Here is a 25,981-nt window from a genome sequence, read left to right as displayed (position 1 = left end):
ACAAACATGGGAACTCTATTGACTATCGGTGAAGCCGCTAAAGTAAGTGGCTTAACTGCAAAAATGATCCGTAACTACGAGCAATCGGGCTTGATCCGAAAATCACCCAGAACAGAGAGTGGGTATCGGTTATATAATAGTGAGCAATTAAATCAGTTAATGTTCATTAAAAGAGCGCGAAATCTAGGTTTTTCACTTTCGGATATTCAATCTTTACTCTCTTTGTGGCAAAACCCGGAGCGAGAAAGTCGACTAGTAAAGCAATTAGCACAATCCCACCTTGAGCAGATATCTACTAAAATCGCAGAGTTAGAACAAATGCAACAGGTGCTGATTAAACTGGCTGACAGCTGTAAAGGTGACACGAGTCCGCAATGCGGCATTCTAGAACAGTTAGCGCAATCCAGTATTTAAATTCAAGTCTGGGCCTAGAAGTTTATAGCTTCTGGGCCTCTCTAGTAGAAGCAATGAAGACTATGGCCTTTAGAGTGTTTTGACTCAACCTTATCTAGTACAGGTTATTAATAGGGTTATGTGCTCCTAGTTTCGACTCTGCTGCTCAAATTGATTGAGGCAAAGGAAAATGACTCATTGAAGGTGTGAGGCCTATGCATCACCTTTCTATGACACGAATATCTTACTCATTATGGGGAATAAATAGCCTGTTATCGCAACGAACCGCCATTTTGTAACTAAACTTACACATATCATTAGGGTTTTATACCCCACAAATACGTGAGAGTGAGATCAATGCCAACAATTACATTTTATGGTGCTGCGCAAGAAGTCACAGGATCATGTCATCTAGTTAGTTCTTCATCACTGGGCGATGTGCTGCTTGATTGCGGTATGCACCAAGGTATGAGAGCAAAACACCTTATCTCCAAAGAGCAATTTTCTTTTAATCCCAACAGTATAGATATGGTTATTTTATCCCACGCACATTTAGATCACAGCGGCAGATTACCTTGCTTAGTACATGAAGGCTTTGTTGGCCCGATTTATTGTACTGAAGCAACCGCGCAGTTATTACCCATTATGCTGTTCGATGCACTGAGCTTGTATGAAAATGATTTGCGAAGAGAAAATCGCAAGCGCTCGCGCAAGGGCTTAGCTGATATCGAGGCTCAGTATAACAAGGAAGATGTATTAAGTGTTTTAGAGTGCCTCAAGCCACTCCCCTATAAACAACAGATAAACATTGGTAATGGCGCATTGCTACGTTTTTACGATGCGGGGCACATACTTGGCTCTGCCATCGTCGAACTGACATTGGACGAGAGTGGCAAGCAGAAAACGTTAGTTTTTTCGGGTGATCTGGGCAATAGCGACACCGTCCTGATGAATGACCCCGTGTTTTTGGAAGAGGCTGATATAGTGCTGATGGAAGGCACCTACGGGGACCGTGAGCATAAGTCTCTTGGTGATACGCAAAAGCAACTGCAAGAAATTTTGCACGATGCCTTTGCTCGCGGAGGTAATGTGATGATCCCTGCTTTTGCGGTGGGTCGTACGCAGGAGCTGCTGCTCTATTTAGGAAAACTACAGCAGGCGGGGCAGCTGGATAATTGGCAGGTTTTTCTCGATAGCCCTATGGCTATCGAGGTTACGTCCGTTTATGACCAATGGTTGCCAGATCTAGACTGCGAGGGAATAAAAAAGCTGTGTACGGGTGAGCAAACGTTGTTAGAAAACTTTCTTTCTACCTTACATCTGATGGTAGATGCAGAAGACTCTATGGCTATCAACACCATCAGTAGGGGCGCGTTGATCATCGCTGGCAGTGGGATGTGTACAGGAGGGCGGATCACGCATCACTTTAAACATCGTATTTGGGACAGCCGCAACACAGTTATTTTTGTTGGTTATCAGGCCAATGGTACGCTTGGCAGAATATTGGTCGATGGCGCGCAGCATGTGAAGTTATTTGGTGATGACATTATTGTCAAAGCAAACATTGAAACGTTAAATGGCTTTTCAGCACATGCTGGGCAAGCGGCATTAATTGAATGGATCAGGCACTTTAAAACCAACCCTAAAGTGGTATTAGTGCATGGTGAGCCGGATGCTCTAGAGGTGCTAGCTTGTAAGCTCAAACAAGAGCACGGCATACAGGCTGAAATTCCAATTTTAGGAGACACGATTGAGTTTTAAATAATCACGATAATTGGCGCAATATAAACTGCGTGGTGTCTTGGTATTTATTTTACTTAACACTTTGATTTTAAATTGTATTACGTGTGTGAACTTCGCTATTTATTTGCTTTTTTCACCACTATTATCTTTATATTTTGAAACGGACTTTTGTAATCTATTGAAATTAAAGGTGTTTTGTTGTGGTACGATAGTTGATAAGGAGTAACTATCTGTCTATCAAAATGGGTAAAGGACATATCATGGGTAAGAATAATATTTCAGTTATTGCTAGCTTTTTATGTGGTGCGCTGATGTGTGTTGCGGCGACATCTTCGAAGGTTTGGGCGGATCCGATTGATCAGTTAATTAAAGTGAAGATGCAACAAAGGCATATACCAGGTCTTCAGTTAGCTGTTGTAAAAAACGGTGAGTTGGTCAAGCAAGCAAATTATGGCTTTGCTGATTTACAGCATCAAGTTCCCGTGACAGAGAATACTATCTTTCCAATTAATTCTATGACTAAAGCCTTCACGGGAGTTGCCATTTTGCAACTGGCAGAGCAAGGATATTTTCGTGTGGATGATGAGATAGGCAAACATCTATCAGATTTACCGAACTCTTGGAAGTCTCTAAAAATAAATCAGTTGATGGGACATAGCACTGGGCTGCCAAGAATTTTATCATCAAACGAAACGGTAGACACCATTGTTCCAAGGGATGCAGAAGCGTCTTGGCAAGAAGTGCAAAAACGCCCTTTTCAGTTTACACCCAATTCCCGCTTTCAATACAATCAAACAGGTTATGTGATATTAGGTAAGCTCATAGATAAGTATGTGCCTGAAGGGTTTACAAACTATATCACAAAGAAGCAGTTTAACCCTGTGGGAATGACACAAACTGCACAAGCAGGGTTTGATTATTTAGAATTGGTGGTACCTCATCAGGCTCGTCAATATATCCATGTCGGTGATGGTAAATATAAAAACTTTTATGGCGAGTTTCCTTATATGCTCAGAACCGCGGCTGGCATGAGTTCAACGGCAAAAGAGCTAGCTAATTACATCGTGTCATTGCAACAAGGCAAACTTGTGAAAAACTTGGATACGCTTTGGACCCCAGTTAGATTAAATAATGGTCGTACAGAAGGCTTCAATAATTTCGAAAATGGCTACGCACTGGGCTGGCAAGTGATCCAACGTAAATATCACCCAGCTGTTAGTGCCAGTGGTGCCAACGCGGCTACACTCATTACTTACCCTAAAGACAATGTGTCGATTGTTGTATTAACTAATTTGCTAGGGGGGCTGCCAATCGAGTTTGTCGATGATATTGCGGCTCACTATATCGCCGACTTTAACAGTGAAATTAAGCAAAAATCATATCATCCAATGGCCTATTTAAAGCAACTAACCAATGAACAAGGTTTTAAAGACTTTTCAGCCACTTTTGAGCAAGCTCAAGCTGACACGGGTGTGATGTATGATCTAGAGATAGTGACTGAGTGGGGTGAGCAATTAGTTAAAGAAGGTAAAGTTCAACAAGGAATTGCAGTATTTAAATTTGCACTGTCGATGAACAATGAGCAAACATATTATTTGAGCGCTCTGGCTGAAGCTTATGAAGCGACTAAGCAGTACCCGTTAGCGGTTGAATATTATAAGCGAATACTGGCAATAAACCCCGATAGTCAATATGCCAGCGACAAAGTCGATGGTCTGAAAAAGTACTTGTAAGCGTATACCATTCATAATTTGAGTGGTGAAACATATAAAACAAGAAATGGCTTGGCAAATATGCCAAGCCATACATAGTGCGAAGTTACTTTTGCTGATTAAGTTGTGTCAGCTTATCTCCAACAGGTTTTGAGAAGTTGTAGCCATCGTACTTGTCCCAGTTAATCGACCAAGTCATCACCCCGCCAAAATTAGGGTAACGTTTGCTTGGCACGATAGACGAGCAGTTAGTACCTTTAACTAAGCAATCGAGTGCGGCAGTAATGTTACCAATTGGTGCTTGTCCTGAGTTGGCAGACTTCGGCCCAGATGGTAAACCAATCGCAACCTGATCATCCCGTAGCGGCATAAAGCGTGAACCGTCAGCAAGGTCAAAACCTTCAACCAGCATTTTCGCGTGGGCAACCATCATATTCACTGACCCTTCGGGTGCGCTGCCGGGTTCGTATGGATTAGGTAAACCACCATTGTTGTAAAGTTGCACATGTAGTAAATCTAGCGTGTCTCTAAGCTCATTAATCAGAGGAATGTACGCACCCCAAATACCAGAGTAGGCAATCATGCCACCATGCACATATGGGTGTTCAGGGGCCATGGTGAGCACCATGTCACCACCAATATTTTGTTCAATTTGCTTGAGTGCACGTGGTAAACGGGCTTGAATTTGCGAGCCATGTACAAGGTTTGAACCACTTTCTAAGTCAATATCTAAACCGTCAAAGCCCCATTCTTTGATGATATCCGTCAGGCTCGATACAAAGTTAGCTTCGTCATTATCTGTATTGAGCGTGATAGTGCCTTCGGCGCCACCTAAGCTCAGTACAAAAACTTTACCGCGCGCCTGTAGGTTTTTCATATCTTGCTTAAATTGTACTGGGTCAACCGCTGGACAACTTGAGTGAATGTCTTTTTCAAACAAATTGAAGTGCACGGTGCCATTGGAGTTTCTATCGTTATCAGCAAACGCGATATCAATAATATCCCATGCATCAGAGATTTGATTTAAAGGAATTGGACAGCCAGCTGGATTGACGAAATTATGCCAATAGCCAATCAATTTATGAGTTTTGCCAAGTGGTTTCTCAATCACCCTTAAGCTTACTCCCTCACTTTGCGCTTCATTACCTAGGTTATCCTTGGCTGTTGCGGTGATGGTTTTCATACCAAGGCTTGCAGGCGTATAGGTTGTTGTATAAGGCGCTGTAGTGTCAGTGGCGATAACAACGCCATCGATAGAAAAGCTAACTTGTGTTACTTGTCCTTGTAAAGCTGATGCTTGCGCTTTAATTTGTACAGAATTACCCAACGTAAGCTGAGTGCCAGCACTTGGTGATGTGATTGATGCAACAAGCGGTTTATCGGTCACGGTAACTGATTGCGCACTGTTACCTGTGTTGCCTTCGTTATCTGTCGCGACTGCTTTAAGTGCAACCGCTCCGAGTGGCTGTGCTTGCCAAGTGACAGAATAAGGTGCTTGTGTGAGGCTGGCGAGCAATGTGTCATTGGCGTATAGGTCAACCTGAGATATTTGTCCATCGGCGTCTTGTGCCTGAACGTTTATCTCGTATTGATTACCTTTGAGCAACGTACTATTTGGTGCCGGTGATGTAAAACTTACTTGTGGTGCAATGGCGCAAATACCTTGATCAGTCCAAGCGTCTTGCCAGTATTGCCCAACGCCTGGTTCATAAGCCCAAAGCGCACTAGAGCTGCACCAAGGGCCAATGTCACATCGATATTTATGATTATTGTGAGATACTAAATCTCCCGCACTATAATTTCCTCCACCCTGATATGCAGGAATATTGGCACAGCCACCTGAACTTGGCTCAGTCACATCAATCGTAACAAGCGCAGTAGCAGTGGCGGCTTTGTCATCGGTCGCAATAACTTTGAGTTGATGTTTACCTACGGTTGTAAGCCAATCATATTCATAAGGTGACACAGTGTCGGTTGCAAGTTTGGTATTGTTGAGCCAAAACTCGACAGATTTTATTTCACCATCACGGTCTTTTGCATCAGCGCTAATGCGCACTGTTTCACCTTTTTTAAATTGCGCATTGTTTGTAGGGCTTAGTAACTCGACCGTAGGTGGTAAGTTTTCCATGCCATCGCGTACAGTCAGTTGCGCAAGAGCACTGGTTTTTGTCGCACCTTTATCATCGGTTGCGACCGCGCTGACACTGTATTGGCCTGCAACGGTTTGCCACGTTATTTTATAAGGAACTTGGCTTGCGATACCGATAGACTGTGAATCTAAGAAAAATTCAACTCGTGTTACCTGCCCATCAGAGTCTGATGCATCGGCACTAAAAACAGCGCTGTCATTTGCGGGTAAAACAGCACCATCTGCAGGGCTGGTAAGTACCACATTGGGTGCTTGGTTACCGCCACATTGTCCTAGGTTTTTCCAGACAGAATAAGGTGCCGAATTGTCCGCAGGTGGTTGATTAAGTGTCCACCACTGTGCTTCAAAGGCTGTATTTTGTTGGGTGACTAAGTCCCCTTTGGTGTAAACCAAAGCGTTTGACCAACTCGATAGCCCTTGGCAGTCATATGCCAAAGTACTCATTGGTAATGTTGCCAGCGCTAACAAGGCGTGAGGCAGTATAATTTGTTTAGATAGCTTCATGATTATATCCTTTACAGTTGTATTAATTTTGCACAAGGCAAATTCCAGCATATAACCTAGGTACATGTTAAGCAATTGTGATTTAGTTATAAGTAGTCAAGGTTTGAGCATAATACTCAATATTAAAGACATGATAGGGGATATAGCTGCTATCTGTTATACTGGTAATCTTGCTTGCATGTATATAGCGATAGCGCGCATCAAGTGAGTGCAGTTGGCTGAGTATAATAACAAGATTGTTTGCTCGGGCTTATGCCACTGTAGTTATCCTATCTTTTGTTGATGATAAGCCCCAACACATGAGAGTTTAAATGACATTTTCTGATTTGGGGTTATCTCCCGCTATTGTTAAAACCATCAATGAAAAAGGCTACACCGTTCCGACACCAATTCAAGAGCAAGGGATCCCTGCCGTTTTGAGTGGCCGAGATGTAATGGCAGCCGCCCAAACGGGTACTGGTAAAACAGCTGCTTTTACACTACCCATCATAGAGCAACTGCTGCAGCATGAGCGACCTCGTGCCAATCAAGCTTTGGCTTTAGTACTTGCGCCAACCAGAGAGTTAGCATTACAGATCGCCGAAAACGTGGAAGCCTATAGTCAAGGCACGCGCCTGCGCAGCGCTGTGGTATACGGTGGTGTGAAAATTAACCCACAAATGATGCAGCTTCGCAAAGGCGTAGATATTCTAATTGCAACACCAGGCAGGTTGATTGATTTGTTTAGCCAAAATGCGGTTAAGTTTAATCAACTACAAACCCTAGTGCTTGATGAAGCCGATCGTATGCTTGATATGGGTTTTATCCACGATATAAAAAAGATTATTAAATTGCTCCCCAGTAAACGTCAAAACTTACTGTTTTCAGCGACGTTTTCTGAGCAAATTCAAGCACTCGCAAAAGGCTTAATCATTGATCCGCTAGAGATCTCGGTATCACCAAAAAATACCGCATCGAAAACGGTAACACAGTTTGTTTATGGCATTGATAAGTCTAAAAAGACCAAATTATTAAGTCACTTGATCCAAAGTAAAAAGTGGCAACAAGTTTTGGTATTTTGTCGCACTAAACATGGCGCGAATCGCTTAGTCACTCAGCTTGAACGCGATAAAATTTCAGGTGCCGCAATTCATGGTAATAAATCACAATCGGCGAGAGTAAAAGCACTTAACGGATTTAAATCTGGAGAGATCTCGGTGCTGGTTGCCACGGATATTGTAGCAAGGGGGCTGGATATCGCCGAGCTGCCTTATGTTGTCAATTATGACTTGCCGAATGTGTATGAAGATTATGTGCATCGTATTGGCAGAACCGGACGTGCGGGAAGTGAAGGGCTTGCTGTATCTTTTGCAACAGTTGATGATGCGGATGACTTGTACGGCATCGAGCGATTTATCGGGGCCTTAATCCCAAGAGCGCAGGAGCCGGGTTTTGAGCCACAACACCCTGTACCAGAAAAGGCACTAGATACACGCCCAATTAAACCAAAAAAGCCAAAAAAACCAAAAGTTCATCAAGAGCATCAAGCTGTGGATCATGCTAAGCGTCAGCAAAATAGTAGCGCTAAAACGGCTAAACCAAACGCTGCGAATAAAGCTAAGCAACAGCGTGTAAAGGCGGCCATTGATAATCCAACCAATGCCAAGCCTAAACGCCGCCGTTTTAAACCTAAACCAGCCAATGCCCAATAATGTCTGATTGGGCATTGTGTTATTGAGCAATTTGCCCCATTCTAGAGATATCGATTAAGCCGTTGCTAGGCAGCGGTTTTTTTCGCTCTGAAAGGGAATAATATGACTGACTACGCATTAGCCTGTGTAGGCGTTGCCATTTTTATCTATTCAATTAGTGTGCGACAGATTAAACGTGCAGAGCTGACGGGTCCTATATGGTTTGTATCATTGGGTGCTTTGTTGGGCTGGTGGTTTGAAGACGGTTGGCATTTTCAGATTCAAGACAGTGCAATTGTGTTGCCAATTATAGAGCTTACTCTTGCAGTAGTGTTGTTCACAGATGCGGCAAAAACGCGTTTACGCGTACTGTTTCATTCATATCAATTACCCTTACTGATGCTGCTGGTTGCGTTGCCCATCACAATGGTGCTTGGTGCAGTGCTTGCTCATTGGTTATTGGCATTAAGTTGGCTTTATGCGGCGTTATTGGCAGTTATTATTACTCCGACCGATGCGGATTTATGTAAAGGTTTTATCACACAAAAAAAAGCACCTGCAAACCTGCGAGAAGCAATCAATATTGAAAGTGGCCTCAATGATGGCCTTTGCATTCCCGTGTTTGTTTTTCTACTTGCGGTCGTTGATGGCCAAGCACAATCCAGCTGGTTTGGGTTGCTCGGACTGTTTGCTAAGGAGGTGGGGGTTGCATTGTTGGTTGCGGCCATTCTTACAGGTGCTGCAATAGCGGCAATATCAGCGGCGCATCGTCGGCATTTATTTGCTTTAAATTCAAGCCCATTTCTTTTTATTGGTATTGTCATCGCTATCTTTTCACTGACCGAATCATTACACGGTAGCGGGTTTATTGCGGTGTTTGTGAGTGGTCTGCTGTTTGATAAGTTTTATCAGCACAGTTTTAAAGAAGACTTAATCGAAGATAGCGAGCACATTGCTGATTTTGCATCGCTGCTTATCTGGGTGCTGTTTGGCATGGTTGTGAGTCAAACTCTGAGCTTTAGTGGCAACCTATATGAATGGCTTTATGCACTTTTAGCAGTGAGTGTGATCCGTATTATTCCAGTTTTATTAAGCTTGATACCCACTCAGATCAGCCTTGAAGGCAAGCTAACATTAGCCTGGTTTGGTCCAAAAGGACTGGCGTCTGTCATACTGACTTTAATGTTATTGCAAGCAAATATTGAAGGCACTGAGCTGATAGCTCACGTTGCTGCTTACACTATTTTACTGAGTGTGTTTTTACATGGGATCAGTACGCGGCCTATTGCATTGCGTTTTTTTAAAAGAAACGAAGAAGCTAAATAATGTTTCTATCATCGCGTTAAGTGAAATAGTAACTATTAGCCTATATAGATTTAATCTATTGAAATAATTTGATAAATATCTTTTCTCTGGTTTTTACGTGAATAGAGTCTGAACTCAAACTGTCATTTTTCTGCAATCAAAAAGTCATGATCCGTCCCTAAACTGTGCCGCAATTTAATCAGTTGCGATTTTGGCAACTGAGCGCTCACGTTACAGGAAATTTACCATGAATAAAAAGTTGCTGGCAGTCGCTGTATCGGCTGTTTTATTAACCGCATGTAATGATAACGACACCAAAACCGTTGAGGTCATTAAAGAAGTTGAAGTGATTAAAGAAGTGCCTGCAAAGTCAGTAACTTCAGTTAAAAACGTGATCTTAATGATCGGTGATGGTATGGGCCCTCAACAAGTAGGTCTACTTGAAGAGTACGCAACGCGCGCACCCAACTCAACGTATAACGGTCGTGGCAATCAAACGGCACTGTCTAAGTTAGCTAACAGTGGACACTTAGGATTATCACTAAACGCACCACATGGTGCCAATGGTAGTTTGGTAACCGACTCAGCATGTTCTGCAACACAACTTGCAACAGGTAAAGCCGCTGGCTCTGAAATGATTGGTTTGGACGACCAAGGTAACATCGTTGAAACCATTTTAGAAAAAGCGAAAAAAGCAGGTAAAGCAACAGGCTTAGTATCTGACACACGTATTACGCACGCAACGCCAGCGGCTTTTGCAGCGCATCAACCGCACCGCTCTTATGAGCCGGAAATTGCTGAGCAGTTGATTGAAAGCGGCATGGTTGATGTATTGCTATCAGGTGGCGCACGTGTATTTGTACCATCAGATATCAAAACAGATGAAGCTGATAGAAAAATCATGGCAGACCTAGGTGCGCCTGAAAGCGTTTATAAAAAATCAAAGCGTAGTGACGATCGTAACCTAGTGGTAGAAGCAAAAGAGCAGCACGGTTACTCACTTGCGTTTGATAAAGCGCAGTTGGCGAGCAATGAGTCGAATAAAATACTAGGTTTGTTCGCAAACTCAGGTATGGCTGATGGTATTGCTTACAAAGCGTGTAAAGCAGATAACAGCTGTACGCAACCTTCACTAAAAGAAATGACGGTTAAAGCACTTGAGGTCTTATCTAAAGATGAAGATGGCTTTTTCTTGATGATTGAAGGGGGCCAAATCGACTGGGCCGGTCATGCAAACGATGCTGGTTGGATGCTAAACGAGTTATTAAAGTTTGATGAAGCGGTTGAAGCGGTTCATGAGTGGGCTAAAGACCGCACTGATACACTTGTGGTTGTTACTGCTGACCATGAAACAGGCAGCTTTGGCTTTAGCTATTCAAGCCATAATAAACCTGAAGCGGTTACGCTGCCAGGTGATGGTATGAGAGGTAAAGACTACAAGCCTAAGTTTAACTTTGGTGGTTTGGCACTACTTGATACTCTTTATGCACAAGAAGGTACCTTCTTTGATGTACTTGGTGAAGTAAACGGTAATTACGATTACTCAAGTGCAACGGATGCGCAGTGGAAAGCGGCAATTGAGAAATATACGCCTTACGTGATTTCGTATGAAGAAGCACAAAAGGTTAATGCCACTGAAGGTGTAAACGGCGATGGTTATCCGCTGCCGAAGTTTGAAGATTTCTCTGATTTCTATGTATATGAAACAGAAGACTTCACCGGAAAAATTGCGCGTGTACTTGCTAAGCAACAAAACGTAGTTTGGGGTACAGGTACTCACACTGCGGCACCAGTTCCAGTCTATGCATTTGGTCCTGAAGGCGTTACTAAACAGTTCTCAACGATGCAGCACCATGTTGATATCTCGAATAAAATGATGAGAGCACTGGGTCTAATCGAAGAGTAATTGTGCACACAAACATATTAGTAAGCACAACCCTGAGACTTTAAAACAAAGCCACCATTAGGTGGCTTTTTCACTATAATTATCAGCCACTAATGCTAGCAGAGCTTCTTGTGGCATTGGCTTGGCGTAATAGTAACCTTGTCCAAAATCACATCCCGCTTGTAGTAATAACTTGTGTTGTTCATGTGTTTCTATGCCCTCTGCTATTACTTGCAGGCCAAGCTGATGGGCCATCATTATCATCGCCTCACACAGTGCCAAGTCATCTTTATTATCGGCAATACCATCAACAAAGCGTTTGTCAATTTTGATGTAGTCGGTATCCATTTGTTTTAAATAGGCTAATGACGAGTAGCCTGTTCCAAAGTCATCCAACGCAAGTGCAAATCCTTGGGCTGTCAGGGCGGTTAAACGTTTTTGCGTACGAGGCTGGGCATTCATCATCAAGCCTTCGGTAATTTCAATAACGATGTCCTGTGCGTTTAGATTTTGGGCTTGCAGCTGTTTGTGCCACTTACTTAGATAACAGTGTTTTGAAGTAAACTGTACAGGAGACACATTGATACTTAACTGCAAATGCTTACCTGAGTCTTTGACTTTACGCAGAGTGTCGCAGGCACTGGTAAATATAAACTCTCCCATTTTGTGTATCAGTTGTGTTTCTTCTGCAAGGGGAATGAATTCATCTGGACGAATAAGGCCTTTTTCAGGGTGCTGCCAGCGTATAAGTGCCTCTGCTTTTTCAACTTTTTGTGTTTTTAGTGCGACAATCGGTTGGTAATGTAAGCAAAATTGTTGCTCTTGTTGGGCAACACGCAAATCTTTGAGTAAGCGCATGCGGCTTTCTGCTTGCTCGCGCATTTCATTACTGAAAAAAGCATAGCCACTACGCCCTTGCTGCTTTGCTTGATACATCGCTTGATCGGCAGCTTTAAGTAAGTGTTCACTACTTGTTCCATCATCAGGTGTTCTGGCTATACCGATACTGGCACTCATGTGAAACGACTCATTACCTATGTTGATTTTAGGTTGTAACTGAGTCAGCACTTTGTCGGCAAGTTCAGCCAGCGCGCTGTCATCTCCAAAATAATGGGTGACTAAAACGAATTCATCGCCACCAATACGTGACACCAAACTACAAATAGGACTGAGTTGATTTAATCTGTTAGCAACTTCAGTGAGTAGCTGGTCGCCGTAAAAATGGCCGAGTGTATCGTTAATATCTTTAAAGTGATCGAGGTCAAGAAGCAAGATGGCTAATTGCTGAGTACCTTGCGCCAAGCGACTTTTTAGATGACGCTTTAATTGAGTTCGGTTTGCCAGTTGCGTCAGCTGATCATAATGAGCTTGGCGCCAAATTAACTCATCTTGCTGTTTTTTCTCGGTAATATCAGTGAAAATAGCAACGCGTCGATAGGGTGCGCCGTTAGAGTCGTACACACTGTTGATTGTGAGCCATTCTGTAAATAGCTCGCCATTTTTACGACGGTTAATGATTTCGCCTTGCCATTTTCCTTGTTCCTCCAGCTGTTGCCACATATGGGCATAAAACGCTTCTTCATGTTGGCCGGATGCCAATATAGAAGTGGTCTTACCGATCACTTCTGAGCGCTTATAGCCTGTTACGTGGCTAAATGCTGGGTTTGTATCAAGGATATAACCATTGGCATCCGTGATCACCATGCCTTCACTGCTGTTGTTGTATACCAATGCCGCAAGGTTTATTGCCTCTTCTTGCTTCTTACGTTGGCTAATATCACGGATCATTAAGATCGCTTGTGGATGGTCGGTAATAGGGCTAAGTCGACATTCATAAACATGGCGTTTGTTGTGCTCTTCGAGCGAAAATTCTAATTGGCAATGAGACTGTTCATCAAGCTTGGCTAGCTGTTTGAGCAAGCGTTGGTAAATGTGGTCGGGGAAAATTTGCGGCAATTTAGGTGCTCTTTTAGCAAACTGACCATGTCGCATTAAGATATTGCCTTGTTTGTCGAGTCTTAGATAACTATCGGGTAAAGAAGCGAGTAAAGCACTTAACTCAGCGTGTTTGTGTGATAACGCAGATTCAACATTTAGCCGGATATTTGCCATCTGCTCAAAACGTAATGCAATGGCATTAAACTCAGGAGTTTGAGATTTTTGTGACCAACGTACAGGTTGCCCCTGCGAAAGATCTTCAATTGCATTTACTAAGTTTTCTAACGGCTTCAGGATGACTCGTTGTAAGCTCCAGCGCGCTTGCCAAATAAGCAGTGCAATGGCTAATACGAATAACACCAGCGTGATCGCAACCTCCTTATTAGCTTGGATGATTGCTTGTTCAAAAGGCAGTGATACATGAACTGTTAGTGCATTAAGTGTGCTATTTGATTTCAGTGGCAGTGTAAAATAAATTCGTCGATGGCCTTTGTTGTCTTCTAATATATGTGCTTGGTTGGCGTCGATTTGAGGCCAATGCTTGTTACTAGGACTACCCAGAATAATTTTGTTAAAGGGTGATAAAGCAATAATATTGTCATTGGTATCGCTGAGCATGACCTGGCTTCCTTGTGGAAGAGGCAGTTTTGCTAAGGTTTGGCTCCATTTATCCAGAGGCTTTACAGCGACAAGTACAGAATTAATTGCACCGTTTGCGTCAAAGATTGGTATTGCGAAATTGACGGTTGCACGGTGTACTGAGCGATCTTGTTGAAACTGACCTATCGCAAATTGCTTAGTCGATAAGGCTGTTTGAAAATACTCGCGGTCGTGAATATTAATAGCTTGATTACCAGTCGTTAGAGAACATATTACTTCTCCATTCGGCGCGACAATACCCATGTTGGCAATATCTGCAAAGAGCAGTTGCGCGTGTGATAGCAAAATGGGGCATGGACCATTTTTGAACTCTCGGATACTTGGATTTTCTGAAAGCGTCTTGAGCAGAGCTTTGGTATCGCTAATTTCGGTGCTTTGTACGGCAACAATATGCTTAGCAAGCAATAGTGCATGGTGCTCACTTTGTTCTAATATTTCCGAGCGCTCATCCAATAGTTGCGCAAATATGACCAGTAGACCTGGGATGCAAATAAGGAACAATAAACGATAGAAACGTTGTGGTATTGATAAATTAGAAATAATCACACCTGAAAAGCACCAATGGAACGACCCCGTATCATACTAAACAACGACTATTTACGCCAAGTAATTGGGAGTTTTTTAGTATTTATTTGCATAGATATTAAACCTTTGTTTTATGCTACTACAGTGCTTTAACTGAGAATTATTTATTTTCTTTGCTGATAAATAACTGTAATTATTCTGTAAGGAAGTCGTGTTTTTCGACCCTCTCCACTTTTTTCCACCTAATTCATGTACTTTGGCTAAACCCGCATTTTTTCTGGGCTCAAAAGCAATGTCAATCCTGATATTTGCTTGACAGAAAGGCCTGTCAAGCCCTAGACTGTACTATTGTGGTAAAAAGTGGTTTTTAGTGGATCAAATTGGATCTTGAGCGCTAAGCGGGGTTGAGGTTGGTTTTTTAATGTTCAAAGGTGCAAGCTCACTGAGCTTAGATGACAAAGGGCGTTTTGCGGTACCGACAAAGTACCGCCAGCAACTCATGTCTGAAGATCACGGTGAACTGATCTGCACTATTGCTATTAATGAACCATGCCTATGGCTTTATCCTTTGAGCGAATGGCATGAGATAGAGGCTCGCTTACAAAAACTATCCAATATGAACCCCAGAGCTAGACGTTTACAGCGTATGTTGTTGGGGCACGCTACTGAATATCAACTTGATAAAAATGGCCGTATTTTATTGGCACCTTCTCTTCGTACTCATGCTGGGTTGAATAAGAAGATCATGCTGGTTGGGCTATTAAATAAGTTTGAGATCTGGGATGAAGATCGTTGGCATCAACAGATGCAACTTGATACTGAGCTTGAGCGCAGTGGCGAGTTTGAAGCGTCTCCAGAACTTGATAATTTCTCGCTGTAACAGAAAGTAAGGCAAAGTTTGAGCATGACGGCGCAATTTCAACATGTGTCAGTGTTGATGGCAGAAACGTTAGACGCACTCGCTATCAACCCGCAAGGCATATACATAGATGGCACATTTGGTCGAGGTGGTCATTCGGGGCAAATTTTGTCGCGTTTAGATTCTCAAGGACGCCTACAAGCCATAGATCAAGATCCTCAAGCGATAGAAGCGGCCAAAAAGTTTGCCGATGATGATCGCTTTTCGATTGCGCACACACGCTTTTCAAATATTAAAGAAGTTGCTCAGCAAGCTGGCTTGCTTGGCAAAGTTGACGGTATTTTATTAGATATTGGGGTGTCATCACCACAGCTAGACGATGCTCAGCGTGGTTTTAGTTTTATGCATGATGGTCCGCTTGATATGCGCATGGACCCAACAACAGGGCGAAGTGCAGCTCAATGGTTAGCTGAGGCTGATCTTGAAGATATTACCTTTGTAATAAAAAAATACGGTGAAGAAAAGTTCGGCCGTCGTATCGCTCACAAAGTAATTGAAACGCGTGCGCACACGCCGATCACAACAACTAAACAGCTTGCAGATTTGGTAGACGAAGCTGTACCTGTAAAAGATAAACACAAACACCCTGCAACACGCACATTTCAGGCTATTCGTATTTATATCAATAGTGAGTTGGAAGAAATTCAAACTGCATTACAAGCGTCTTTAGAAGTATTAAAACCCGGTGGACGTTTAGTGGTGATCTCATTTCATTCTTTAGAAGATCGCATAGTAAAGCAGTTTATTAAGAAGCAGAGTAAGGGAGAAGCGATGCCCAGAGGTCTGCCTTTAACGGATGCACAACTTAAACAAAACTTGACGTTAAAGGCAGTGGGCAAAGCCATTAAACCAAGTGCGCAAGAAATTGCTGCAAATCCAAGAGCAAGAAGCTCGGTACTAAGGGTGGCGCAAAAACTGTAATGAGCAAAAACATCGATAGGCAGCCAAAACTATTTTTAGAGATTATACAGGGCTTGTTTGCAAACAAGCTTACTGTGTTTTTGCTGCTGTTGATTTTTGCCACGTCATTGGCTGTTGTACAAGTGACGCACTTAACGCGCCAACAGCTAATCGCTCAAGATGAGTTATTACAGCAGCGAGATGAGCTGGATTTAGAATGGCGTTACTTGTTGGTGGAAGAAGAGTTTTATTCACAGCATGCGCGCATTGAAGAGATAGCAAAAACTCAGCTCAACATGAAGCGCCCAACCAGCAAAGACGAACAGGTGGTGGTGTTACAGTGAACAAGTCTAAAGTAGTAACAAGTCTTATCACCTGGCGTTTTGCACTGGTATGTGTGTTGTTAGTGATGGTGTTTTTAACCTTAGTTGCTCGCGCCGCATACTTACAGGTGATCGAGCCTGATAAAGCGCGAGAAGAAAATGCTAAACGCACCGTTCGAGTTGAAAAACTAACGGTTCAACGCGGCATGATCTTTGACAGAAACGGCAAAGAGCTTGCGGTAAGCGTACCTGTGGTGAGTGTTTATGCTGATCCCAAAGCACTCGATAAATCCATTGCCAAAAAGGTACTCAAAGAAGCACGCAAAAAAGGCGAAGATTACAAGGCGCTTGCTGAAAACGAAACCGAAATGACCCGCCGCAAGCAAGCTTGGTATGAAAACGAACTGCGGTGGCGTGAGCTTGCTGATGTATTGCAAATAAAAAATGAGGAAGTGGATAGCCGTTTACGCCATGATCCGAGTCGACGCTTTGTTTACTTAAAGCGCCAAGTAACGCCTGCGGTTGCCAATTACATTCGCCAGCTAAGATTGTCCGGTATTCATTTGCTTGATGAGTCGAAGCGTTTTTATCCCAGTGGTGAAGTAACAGCTCATGTACTTGGGTTTACAGATATTGATGGCAAAGGGATCGAAGGCATAGAGCGATTATTTGAAACTGCACTCACTGGCGCTGAGGGTAAACGTACTGTTCGCAAAGATGCCAGAGGACGAGAAATTCAGGTGCTCTCTGAAGAGCAGCGAGTTGAGCCCGAAGATATTGAGTTAAGTATCGACTTACGTATTCAAGCGATTGCTTATAGAGCGCTGAAAAGTGCTGTTCTCAGTTATAAAGCAACATCAGGCTCAGCGATGGTGGTTGATGTTAAGACGGGTGAAGTGTTGGCGATGGTTAACAGCCCAAGCTTCAATCCAAATGATATGAGTGATGCGGCACCCTACAAACGTCGCAACCGCGCTATCACGGATCTATTTGAACCGGGTTCCACGTTGAAGCCTTTAGCTATATTGGCTGGCCTTAATTATGGCGCGATAGAAGCAGACTCTATTATTGACACACATCCAGGTTGGATGCGTTTGGGGGGCAGTCTAGTTCAAGATACCATCAATCATGGCGATATGACGTTGCGCGAAATTTTAAAGATCTCCAGTAATATGGGGGTTGCCAAAATTAGTCAAATGCTGCCAAAAGATTACATGGTTGGTTTGTACCAAAAAGTGGGCTTTGGTGAAGATACTGGCACCATGATGGTTGGCGAGAGCAGTGGCTTATTTTACCCAAACCGTCGCTGGTCAGACTTTGAAATTGCGACTTTGGCTTACGGTTATGCTGTATCAGCCAGTACTGCGCAAATAGCACGTCTTTATTCAGTATTTGGTTCGGGTGGTGTATTGCGGCCTCTCACTATTTTAAAACAAAAAACACCACCACCAGGGGAGCGCATTTTCAAACAAGAAGATGTGCGCGCCGTTGTAGAAATGATGGAATCGGTATTTGAAAAAGGTGGGACGGCTGCAAATGTAAAAGTTGATGGGTATCGTGCTGCGGGTAAAACAGGTACCTCAGAGAAAGCGGTAGCCGGTGGATATGGTGATGAATACGTGGGATATTTTGCCGGAGTAGCCCCTGTTAGTGATCCACGCTTAGCGGTCGTGGTGATGGTTAATGAGCCAGGTGGTGATGTGTACTATGGTGGTCACACCTCAGGTCCAGCTTTTGCCGAAATCATGTCAAATGCGCTACGCATTCTCAACGTAGCGCCTGATAAAGACCGTGTTGCTTATATTTCGGAGTCGGGCAATGAATCGTGATATCAGCGTTGTTCTTAAAGTATTGGGTGTTCACTGTGCCTCGCTAGCGGTGGCCAATTTGCGTGTAGATAGCCGACAGATACAAGCTGGAGATGCATTTATTGCAATTCGTGGTCATCAACAAAATGGTGAGGATTATGCGTTAGCTGCGCTCGAAAAGGGTGCTGTGTGTGTTCTTATCGATGCGCAAAGCGAGCTTTGTCCAACTAATCCACTTTTTGTTGCAGTACCTCAGTTAAGTGAAAACGCTGCAAAGATAGCCGCTCTTTTTTACCAATATCCAAGTAAGAAAATAGCGACCATTGGTGTTACGGGCACTAATGGCAAATCGACTACTACCACCATGATTGCTAATTTAGCACAGTACTGTGGCACACCCTCTGCTGTGATTGGCACGTTAGGGTATGGTCATCCCAATCAATTGACGGAACTTGCCAACACAACGCCATCAAATGTTGATTTGCAGCGTATTCTTGCTGAGTTAAATGAACATAACAAACTGGTGGCCATGGAAGTGTCTTCTCATGGGCTAGTGCAAGGGCGTTTAGATGAAACCCACTTTGATGTGGCCGTATTTACTAACTTATCGCGTGATCATTTAGATTATCACGGGGACATGGCGCAATATGCACTAGCAAAACTCACCTTGTTCCAAAAATATAAGCCTCAATACAGCGTGCTGAACATTGATGATGCGTATGCTTTGCAATGGTTAAATACATACCATTTCGACAACCTCGTTGTGTATGGTAAAAAACCTCTTCAACATACCTTTGAAAAATACCTTTGGTTTGATGAGGTGCAGTGTGATCAACATGGCATGACAGTGACGATAGAAAGCAGCTGGGGACAAGGGCAGTTAAACACACCATTGTTTGGTTTGTTCAATGTATATAACCTGGCTGCCGCGTTAGCAACTCTTTTAACTCAAGGGTATGCATTTACAATATTGCTTAATGCCGCTGAACATCTAGAACCTGTGGCGGGGCGTATGCAAGCCTTCAGTGCACCCAATAAACCAACTTGTGTTGTTGATTATGCTCACACCCCAGAAGCGCTAGAGCTGGCCCTGCAAGCACTACAGCAACATGTGCCTGGCAATGTTGTTTGTGTATTTGGTTGTGGTGGAGACAGAGATAAAGGCAAGCGCCCTTTAATGGCGCAAGCGGCTGAGCGCAATGCTGATTTGCTTGTGATCACCAGTGATAATCCGCGCAGTGAAGATCCACAAAATATTATTGATGATGTTAAGGCTGGACTCAGCAACCCCGAGTATGCTGTGTGCAAAATTGATAGAGCGCAAGCGATCCGTTACGCCATTGAGCATGCACCTAAAAACGCGGTAGTGCTCATTGCGGGTAAAGGTCATGAAGACTATCAAATTATCGGAGATAAGCGTCTGTCTTTTTGTGATAGGCGCTTTGTTGAAACAGTTTTGCAGGAGGTAAGTGCATGATCAAAGCAGATTTAGCTTGGCTTGCAGCGGTACTTGGTACTCCTTTAAATGGGGAAAACTTGGCAATAGCCAATGTCAATACAGACACTCGAACAATAACAAATAACGAGGTGTTTGTTGCTTTGCGAGGACCTAACTTTGATGGTCACCAGTTTGTTGCTCAAGCAAAAGAGAAAGGCGCCATCGCTGTGATTGTTGATACGCCTGTCGCATGTGATATTACACAACTTGTTGTGAAAGACACGCGTATCGCGCTTGGTAAAATAGGCAAAGCAGTGATTGACAAGGTGGCACCGAAGACCATTGCTATCACAGGTAGTGTGGGTAAAACCACGGTCAAAGAAATGTGTGCCGCAATTTTGGCTCGTAAAGGTAAAGTACTTGCTACTAAAGGTAATTTTAACAATGACATTGGTGTGCCATTAACTTTATTACGTTTGCAAGAAGATGATGAATTTGCCGTCATTGAGCTGGGCGCAAATCATATTGGTGAGATAGCCTACACCACAAAATTAACCAGCCCTGATGTCGCTGTAGTATGCAACGTAGCTCCTGCACATATTGAAGGATTTGGCTCGATAGAAGGGGTTGGACAAGCCAAAGGCGAGATTTTTTCTGGGCTGAAAAGTGGTGGCATGGCAGTTTTAAACTGCGATTGTGAATTTGTAGGTATGTGGCAAAGTGCTCTTCACGACGTGAGAACTAAGCGTTTTTCTACCAAGCAAAAGCTAGATGTGTGGGCAGAAGACATCAGTTTGAGTGACACCGCACATGCAAGCTTTATGTTATGTACTCAAGAGGAAAAAGTGCCTGTACGACTGGCGCTTCCGGGGGAGCATAATGTCACTAATGCCATTATTGCTACAGCGCTTACCAGCGAGTTAGGTGCAACGCTCAGCGATATTGCTTCTGGGTTGGAAAGCATGGCACCAGTTAAAGGCCGAGTAAATTTAATTAAAGCTAATGCTAACTTGAATGTCATTGATGACACCTACAATGCCAATGTACGTTCGGTAAAGGCTGGTATCGATCTGTTGATGAGCATGCCAGGTTATCGCATCTTGGCTTTAGGTGATATGGGGGAGCTTGGTGAGCAGGCGAGAGAATATCATCAAGAAGTAGGTGAATACGCGCAGCAAAAAGGGGTTGATGCTTTGTTTTCTCTTGGGGTACTTAGTCGCTATAGCAGTGATGTGTTTGCTAAACCAGAACGACACTTTTCGACCCGAGAGCACTTGCTAAAAGCTTTGCAAAATGAACTAAAGGCACAGAATGGAGTATGCACTGTGCTTGTTAAGGGCTCTCGCAGCTCACGTATGGAATTATTAGTTGAAGATTTAGTGAGCAGTAGCCATTCGTCTGGCGCTGATGAGGCCTCAAAATGTTAGTTTGGTTAGCGGAATATTTAACGCAATATTACAGTGGTTTTAATGTTTTCTCTTATCTTACTTTAAGAGCTATTTTGGGGATCCTGACGGCACTGTTTATTTCTTTATACTTTGGGCCTAAATTGATACGCGCATTGCAGAAAATGCAAATCGGACAAACGGTGCGCGATGATGGACCTCAGTCACATTTATCTAAGTCAGGAACTCCGACCATGGGTGGGTTACTGATCTTAGCCTCTATTTTTACCAGCACTTTGATGTGGGGAGACCTAGATAACAAATATGTGTGGGTAACGCTTTTTGTGGTTGGCAGCCTTGGCATAGTGGGATTTATTGACGATTATCGCAAAGTTATTCGCAAAGACAGTAAAGGGTTAATTGCACGTTGGAAGTATTTTTGGCAGTCAGTTATCGCTATATCAGTGGCCAGTTTTATGTACTTTACCTCTAATTCCGCGGCAGAAACAACGCTGGTTGTACCATTTTTGAAAGAGGTTATGCCTCAGTTAGGATTGTTCTATTTGGTGATGTGCTACTTCGTGATTGTAGGTACGTCTAACGCGGTAAACCTAACCGATGGCTTGGATGGTTTGGCCATTGTGCCCACTATTTTGGTGGCATCTGCACTGGCTATCATTGCTTATTTAACTGGTAATGTGAACTTTTCAAGCTACTTACATATTCCACATATCCCACTGGCGAGTGAACTCGTTGTTGTTTGTACTGCCATTGTTGGCGCGGGACTGGGATTTTTATGGTTTAACACTTATCCGGCACAGGTTTTTATGGGGGATGTTGGATCGCTGGCGCTCGGTGGCGCACTTGGGATCATCGCGATTTTAGTGCGTCAAGAATTAGTATTGGTGATTATGGGCGGGGTTTTTGTTATGGAAGCACTCTCTGTGATCTTGCAAGTGGGGTCATACAAACTGCGCGGTCAACGTATTTTCCGTATGGCGCCAATTCACCACCATTATGAATTAAAAGGTTGGCCTGAACCTAGAGTGATAGTGCGCTTTTGGATCATCTCTGTCGTTTTAGTCCTAGCTGGTTTGGCAACATTGAAGATTAGGTAATGCAGTATTTAAACGAGTTAAAAAACAAAAAGATAACTGTGCTTGGACTGGGTGTCACTGGTCTAGGCATTGTACGCTTTTTGTTATCTCATAATATAGTGCCGCGAATTGTCGATAGCCGTCCAGTGCCACCAGGTGCGCAATGGTTAGCAGACAATGTGCCCGAATGTGAGGCCGTGTTTGGCTCTCTTGCAGAGGCGAGCCTATCAGTCGCTGACATGATCATTATCAGCCCAGGAATCGCTTTATATGAAGTAAGCGTTGCTAAGGCAATAGCCGATGGTGTTGAAGTGATCGGTGATATTGAACTGTTTGCCAGATTAAATAACAAGCCGGTGATTGCTGTTACAGGGTCAAACGGTAAATCTACAGTAGTAACTTTGGCAGCTGAGGTGCTTAGCGCGGCGGGCATGAAGGTAGGGCTTGGTGGTAACATTGGTACTGCGGTATTGGACTTGCTTGGCAAGGACTATGATGTGTTTGTGTTAGAACTCTCTAGTTTTCAATTAGAGACCACACACAGCTTGTATTGCACCAGTGCAATGATCTTAAATATTACTGAAGATCATATGGATCGCTACCCAGACTTTGCAGCGTATTGCGCCGCGAAACAGCGTATTTACAAGCATACCGAGCATTTAGTGTACAACGCTTCAGATGCAAATACCTTTTGTAGCGCTCAGCAAGGAGTGAGTGTTGGCTTGAGCGATGCTGACTATCAGTTGATGCTGCATCAGGGCGAACAATACTTCAGTGCATATGGAAAACCTTTATTGCCAGTATCTATTATGGCTATTGAAGGTAAACATAACCAATTTAACGCGTTGGCGGTGATGGCTTTATTGGCGCCAATCTCACTGCCTGTTAAGGCTTTTGCAAGCGCATTTTCTCAGTTTAAGGGTTTACCTCATCGTTGTCAGTTGGTAGCCGATTATCACGGTATTAAGTATTTTAATGACTCAAAAGCGACCAATGTAGGTGCTACTGTCGCTGCCTTGGAGAGTTTATCTACGGCCCATGGCAAGATAATTTTAATCGTAGGGGGAGACGCAAAAGATGCCGATCTTACCCCGCTTGCAGAGCCGATGGCTAAGTATTGCAAGGCCATTTACGGTTTTGGTAAAGATGGCTCGTTATTTTTATCTTTGCATCGCAATAGCCACCTTGTATCAACTTTAGAGGATGCGGTTAAACAGGCTCAGGCCATAGCAAGTAATGGAGATTGCATTTTGTTAGCACCAGCATGTGCAAGCATTGATATGTATCCAAATTATATGGCAAGAGGTGAAGAGTTTTGCCGACTAGTAGATGAGATCACACAATGCTAGCCTTGTCACAGCTAAGGCTGAACTTTAACGTTAGGCAATCAAATGCGCTGTACGACGTGCCTTTGCTTTACGCCATGCTGTGTTTGCTCGGTGTTGGATTTGTGATGGTAACAAGTGCTTCTATGCCAGTGGCAGAAAGGTTGTTTAACAACCCATATCACATCACTATTCGCCATGCGGCGTTTCTATGCATGGGTTTTGTGCTTTTTTGGGTTAGCACAAGTGCGCCAATGTCTTGGTGGAAACGCTGTAATCCTTATCTGTTGTTGTTTGGATTGGGCCTTTTAGTGTTAGTACTGGTGATTGGACGTGAAGTGAATGGCTCTAAGCGCTGGATCCCTGTTGGGCCTGTGGGAATTCAAGCGGCGGAGCTTGCTAAATTGTTTTTCTTTAGTTACATCGCAGGTTATTTGGTGCGTAAACGAGAGGAAGTACAAGAGAACTTAAAAGGTTTTGCTAAGCCTATTGCGGTATTTGCTGTGTATGCTTTTTTAATTTTGATGCAACCTGACTTAGGTACTGTTGTGGTGATGTTTGTGACTACCGTTGGGTTACTATTTTTGGCGGGCGCAAAACTATGGCAGTTTTTTGCATTGATCCTCACCGGTATTTTGCTGGTTGTGCTGCTGATCATTTTCGAACCTTATCGTATGGCGCGTGTTGTTGGCTTTTTGGAGCCTTGGGACGACCCATTTGGCAAAGGCTATCAGCTGGTTCAGTCTCTGATGGCGTATGGTCAGGGCGGCTGGTTTGGGCAAGGTTTAGGTAATAGCGTGCAAAAACTGCAGTATTTACCTGAAGCTCACAATGACTTTATTTTTGCAGTAATCGCCGAAGAACTTGGTTTTGTTGGTGTAGTAAGCATCATTATGTTGCTAGGTACATTGGTTTTTAGAGCATTGTTAATCGGACAGCGAGCGCTGAAATGCGGCAAAGAATATGAGGGCTATTTTGCCTTTGCTATTGGTATTTGGTTTGCCTTTCAGACCATGGTTAACATTGGCGCAAGCGCAGGTATTTTGCCAACCAAAGGGTTAACGTTGCCGTTTGTCTCGTATGGTGGTTCAAGTTTACTTGTGATGATAGTTGCAGCAGGTGTGCTACAGCGTGTGGACTTTGAAACCAAAATGGCAACTAAACAAGCTACTTCTCGAAGTAATTCTCGAGGAGGTCGGCGATGACGAAGCGTTTAATGGTGGTTGCCGGAGGTACTGGCGGACACATTTTTCCTGGTATTGCGGTTGCAAATGAACTTAAGGCACAAGGTTGGCAAGTGTCTTGGGTTGGCACTGCAGATAGAATGGAAGCTCAAGTCGTACCAAAAAACGGTTTTGATATTGATTTTATCGATGTCCAAGGGGTACGTGGTAATGGTATTAAGCGACTTGTTAAAGCGCCCTTTATGGTCTTGAAAGCCATTATTACGGCCCGATCGCTCATAAAAAGCCGCCGCCCAGATGTTGTATTAGCTATGGGGGGCTATGTCACTGGTCCTGTTGGTATTGCTGCAAAGCTAACGGGAACGCCATTGGTGATCCATGAGCAAAATGCCGTAGCAGGTTTGAGTAACAAGTTACTGGCTAAAATAGCAAATAAGGTACTGGCTGCCTTTCCCAGCGCATTTATTAATGATAAAACGCAAGTGGTGGGCAATCCGATAAGACATTCGGTGGCTCGCCTAATGCCAAAACGGGCAGAGCAACAGGTAAACTGCTTGGTTGTTGGTGGTTCACTGGGTGCCAAGGTACTCAATGATACGCTTCCCAAGGCATTTGCTTTGTTAAGTAAAGATACATCTTTGCCGTTAGCTATACGTCATCAAAGCGGCAAGGGCCACAAAGCGCAATTACAAGCAGACTATGCTGCGGTTGACCTTGAGGCGTCAGTTGTTGAGTTTATCGATGATATGGATGCCGCTTATGATTGGGCTGATATTGTTATTTGTCGTGCAGGCGCATTGACTGTGAGTGAAATAGCGGCCGCAGGTAAAATGGCGGTGTTTGTGCCATATCCACATGCAGTTGATGATCATCAAACGGCTAATGCAGGATATTTGGTAAATGAAAAAGCGGCATTACTGTTGCCACAAGATAAGTTTAACGAACAAACACTGTACGAACTGCTACTCCCTTATTTACAGGAGCCAGAGCAGATCATGCAATTGGCAACACGAGCTAAGCAGTATGCAAAGTTAGAAGCTACGGCGAATGTCGCAAAAGTATGTGAGCAACTAAGCTCACCAATTTGAATATTAGATATAAAAGAGTAACGCGTGAAA

Annotated in this window: 18 protein-coding genes; 16 read left to right on the top strand and 2 right to left on the bottom strand. The window is 43.5% G+C overall.

Features of this window, described 5'->3' with window-relative positions; translation table 11 throughout:
- The first annotated feature begins 6 nt into the window (after nucleotides 1-6).
- From cueR to HC733_RS01795, 3 genes are all read left to right on the top strand, one after another.
- Nucleotides 7-414, top strand: coding sequence for a Cu(I)-responsive transcriptional regulator (gene cueR / locus HC733_RS01805; RefSeq protein WP_190363346.1), 408 nt, complete (start codon nucleotides 7-9; stop codon nucleotides 412-414).
- A gap of 336 nt (nucleotides 415-750) precedes the next feature.
- Nucleotides 751-2,154, top strand: a complete 1,404-nt coding sequence (locus HC733_RS01800; RefSeq protein ID WP_190363345.1) for an MBL fold metallo-hydrolase RNA specificity domain-containing protein — start codon at nucleotides 751-753, stop codon at nucleotides 2,152-2,154.
- 242 nt (nucleotides 2,155-2,396) lie between these two features.
- The gene (locus HC733_RS01795; protein WP_190363344.1) at nucleotides 2,397-3,869 is read left to right on the top strand and encodes a serine hydrolase; all 1,473 of its coding nucleotides are present in this window, start codon (nucleotides 2,397-2,399) and stop codon (nucleotides 3,867-3,869) included.
- An 85-nt stretch (nucleotides 3,870-3,954) separates the two neighbouring features.
- Here the strand turns inward: HC733_RS01795 and HC733_RS01790 are convergent, their stop codons facing one another.
- Nucleotides 3,955-6,501: an Ig-like domain-containing protein gene (locus HC733_RS01790; RefSeq protein WP_203219197.1), complete on the bottom strand. Its 2,547-nt coding sequence runs from the start codon at nucleotides 6,499-6,501 to the stop codon at nucleotides 3,955-3,957.
- Between the two features lie 311 nt (nucleotides 6,502-6,812).
- Here HC733_RS01790 and HC733_RS01785 point away from each other — a divergent pair, with 311 nt between their 5' ends.
- From HC733_RS01785 to HC733_RS01775, 3 genes are all read left to right on the top strand, one after another.
- Nucleotides 6,813-8,192 (top strand): DEAD/DEAH box helicase, encoded by a 1,380-nt coding sequence (locus tag HC733_RS01785; RefSeq protein ID WP_190363343.1) that lies wholly within the window; start codon nucleotides 6,813-6,815, stop codon nucleotides 8,190-8,192.
- A gap of 102 nt (nucleotides 8,193-8,294) precedes the next feature.
- Nucleotides 8,295-9,497, top strand: coding sequence for a cation:proton antiporter (locus HC733_RS01780; RefSeq protein WP_190363342.1), 1,203 nt, complete (start codon nucleotides 8,295-8,297; stop codon nucleotides 9,495-9,497).
- Between the two features lie 226 nt (nucleotides 9,498-9,723).
- Entirely contained in the window at nucleotides 9,724-11,382 is a 1,659-nt protein-coding gene (locus HC733_RS01775; RefSeq protein ID WP_190363341.1) for an alkaline phosphatase, read from the top strand.
- A 57-nt stretch (nucleotides 11,383-11,439) separates the two neighbouring features.
- On the opposite strand, the gene HC733_RS01770 is transcribed toward HC733_RS01775, so the two are convergent.
- Complete coding sequence (locus HC733_RS01770) at nucleotides 11,440-14,505, bottom strand: bifunctional diguanylate cyclase/phosphodiesterase (RefSeq protein ID WP_342365975.1); 3,066 nt, start codon at nucleotides 14,503-14,505, stop codon at nucleotides 11,440-11,442.
- A 400-nt stretch (nucleotides 14,506-14,905) separates the two neighbouring features.
- On the opposite strand from HC733_RS01770, the gene mraZ reads away from it, so the two are divergent.
- The 10 genes from mraZ to murG are packed head-to-tail and all read left to right on the top strand — an operon-like array spanning nucleotide 14,906 to nucleotide 25,951.
- Nucleotides 14,906-15,364: a division/cell wall cluster transcriptional repressor MraZ gene (gene mraZ, locus HC733_RS01765; protein WP_190363340.1), complete on the top strand. Its 459-nt coding sequence runs from the start codon at nucleotides 14,906-14,908 to the stop codon at nucleotides 15,362-15,364.
- Between the two features lie 24 nt (nucleotides 15,365-15,388).
- A complete protein-coding gene (rsmH, locus tag HC733_RS01760; RefSeq protein WP_190363339.1) occupies nucleotides 15,389-16,324 on the top strand; it encodes a 16S rRNA (cytosine(1402)-N(4))-methyltransferase RsmH in 936 nt (311 codons plus the stop codon).
- Nucleotides 16,324-16,647, top strand: a complete 324-nt coding sequence (ftsL, locus tag HC733_RS01755; RefSeq protein ID WP_190363338.1) for a cell division protein FtsL — start codon at nucleotides 16,324-16,326, stop codon at nucleotides 16,645-16,647. Before rsmH ends, ftsL begins: the two co-directional genes overlap by 1 nt.
- Nucleotides 16,644-18,455, top strand: coding sequence for a peptidoglycan D,D-transpeptidase FtsI family protein (locus HC733_RS01750; protein ID WP_446727609.1), 1,812 nt, complete (start codon nucleotides 16,644-16,646; stop codon nucleotides 18,453-18,455). The genes ftsL and HC733_RS01750 overlap by 4 nt, the downstream gene beginning before the upstream one ends.
- Nucleotides 18,445-19,911: a UDP-N-acetylmuramoyl-L-alanyl-D-glutamate--2,6-diaminopimelate ligase gene (locus tag HC733_RS01745; protein ID WP_190363337.1), complete on the top strand. Its 1,467-nt coding sequence runs from the start codon at nucleotides 18,445-18,447 to the stop codon at nucleotides 19,909-19,911. The genes HC733_RS01750 and HC733_RS01745 overlap by 11 nt, the downstream gene beginning before the upstream one ends.
- Complete coding sequence (locus tag HC733_RS01740; protein ID WP_190363336.1) at nucleotides 19,908-21,299, top strand: UDP-N-acetylmuramoyl-tripeptide--D-alanyl-D-alanine ligase; 1,392 nt, start codon at nucleotides 19,908-19,910, stop codon at nucleotides 21,297-21,299. Before HC733_RS01745 ends, HC733_RS01740 begins: the two co-directional genes overlap by 4 nt.
- The gene (gene mraY / locus HC733_RS01735; RefSeq protein ID WP_190363335.1) at nucleotides 21,293-22,375 is read left to right on the top strand and encodes a phospho-N-acetylmuramoyl-pentapeptide-transferase; all 1,083 of its coding nucleotides are present in this window, start codon (nucleotides 21,293-21,295) and stop codon (nucleotides 22,373-22,375) included. Before HC733_RS01740 ends, mraY begins: the two co-directional genes overlap by 7 nt.
- Nucleotides 22,375-23,703: a UDP-N-acetylmuramoyl-L-alanine--D-glutamate ligase gene (murD, locus tag HC733_RS01730; protein WP_190363334.1), complete on the top strand. Its 1,329-nt coding sequence runs from the start codon at nucleotides 22,375-22,377 to the stop codon at nucleotides 23,701-23,703. The genes mraY and murD overlap by 1 nt, the downstream gene beginning before the upstream one ends.
- A complete protein-coding gene (ftsW, locus tag HC733_RS01725; protein ID WP_190363333.1) occupies nucleotides 23,697-24,884 on the top strand; it encodes a cell division protein FtsW in 1,188 nt (395 codons plus the stop codon). The genes murD and ftsW overlap by 7 nt, the downstream gene beginning before the upstream one ends.
- Nucleotides 24,881-25,951, top strand: coding sequence for an undecaprenyldiphospho-muramoylpentapeptide beta-N-acetylglucosaminyltransferase (gene murG / locus HC733_RS01720; protein ID WP_190363332.1), 1,071 nt, complete (start codon nucleotides 24,881-24,883; stop codon nucleotides 25,949-25,951). The genes ftsW and murG overlap by 4 nt, the downstream gene beginning before the upstream one ends.
- The last annotated feature ends 30 nt before the right edge of the window (nucleotides 25,952-25,981 follow it).

It is taken from the genome of Pseudoalteromonas sp. S16_S37 (assembly GCF_014694405.1).
In the GTDB taxonomy this organism is placed as follows: domain Bacteria; phylum Pseudomonadota; class Gammaproteobacteria; order Enterobacterales; family Alteromonadaceae; genus Pseudoalteromonas.
This window is presented reverse-complemented; position numbering and strand designations above follow the sequence as displayed.